Annotated in this window: 1 protein-coding gene; it reads left to right on the top strand. The window is 62.6% G+C overall.

Translation table 11 applies throughout. The features are described from left to right. Positions 1 to 65: 65 nt before the first annotated feature. Positions 66 to 1,183, top strand: a protein-coding gene (locus tag WD026_RS16095) for an IS3 family transposase (protein WP_425724671.1) whose coding sequence is annotated in 2 segments (ribosomal slippage) — positions 66 to 315 and positions 315 to 1,183 — 1,119 coding nt in all. Because the reading frame shifts where the segments join, the coding sequence is not laid out codon by codon here. Positions 1,184 to 1,210: the final 27 nt, after the last annotated feature.

Below are 1,210 nucleotides of genomic sequence, written 5' to 3'. Positions count from 1 at the left end.
TGACCTGCCCGGTTTCTTTGGACCAATAGTTTCTAGGAAGATGGCTCCCAACCTGCGAGGAGCCCATGAGAAAGAGCCGATTCACCGAAGAGCAGATGGTCACGGTGCTGCGTGAGGCAGACAAGACCAGCGTGGCCGAGGCCGCGAAGAAACACAAAGTCAGCGAGCCCACCATCTACGCCTGGCGCAAGCACTTCGGCCAGATGGAAGCTGCCGATGTCAAACGACTGAAGGCGCTGGAGATCGAGAACAGCAGGCTCAAGAAGCTGCTGGCCGAGCGCGATCTGGACATCGAGGTGCTCAAGGAGATCAACGCAAAAAAGTGGTGAGCCCGCAGGCCCGACGCGAACAGGTCGCCCTCGCTTGCGAGCGTGGCCTGTCACAGCGCCGAGCCTGTGGGCTCATAGGACTGGCGCGATCGGGCCTGTGCTACGAGTTACGCCTGCCAGGCAAGGACGCTCCTGTCATTGCAGCCATGAGGACCCTCTCGGCGCAGTACCCGCGCTACGGCTACCGTCGTATCCGGATCTTCCTGCGCCGCCAGGGCCTGGAGTTGAGCTGGTCGCGCACCCACCGCATCTGGCGCCAGGCGGGCCTGCTGCTGCCCAAGAAGCGCCCCCGCAGGCGCATTGCCAGCAGTCGGCCGAGGGCCTACACGCCCTTCAAGGCCAACGCTGTGTGGGCCTACGACTTCGTCTTCGACACCACGGCAGAAGGCCAGCAGATCAAGTGCCTGACGGTGATCGACGAGTACACGCGCGAGTGCCTGGCGATCGACGTGGCCGGCTCCATCCGTTCGCGTCGGGTGGTGGAGGTGCTCTCTCGCCTGGTCAGCATTCACGGCGCGCCGCTGTTCATGCGCTCGGACAATGGTCCCGAATTCGTCAGCCATGCGATCCTGGAGTGGATCTCGCAGGCGGGTATCGCCACTGCCCTGAGCGACCCCGGCAAGCCCTGGCAGAACGGCGCCGATGAGAGCTTCAACGGCAAGCTGCGCGATGAGTGCCTGTCCCTGGAGTGGTTCAGATCACGCAAGGAAGCCGCAGTGATCATCGAGGCTTGGCGGCACCACTACAACACGGTGCGACCCCATAGCAGCCTGGATTACCTCACCCCACACGAGTTCAAGCAGCATCGCCTGCACAATCCACCCATTCCCAACCGGGCCGTCTTACAGGAATGATTGGATCGAAAAAGCCGAGCAGGTCAC

The sequence above is a fragment of the Hydrogenophaga sp. R2 genome (assembly GCF_049843595.1).
GTDB lineage: Bacteria > Pseudomonadota > Gammaproteobacteria > Burkholderiales > Burkholderiaceae_C > Hydrogenophaga.
The sequence above is the reverse complement of the archived record's forward strand: the minus strand, read 5'-3'. Positions and strand labels throughout refer to the sequence as shown.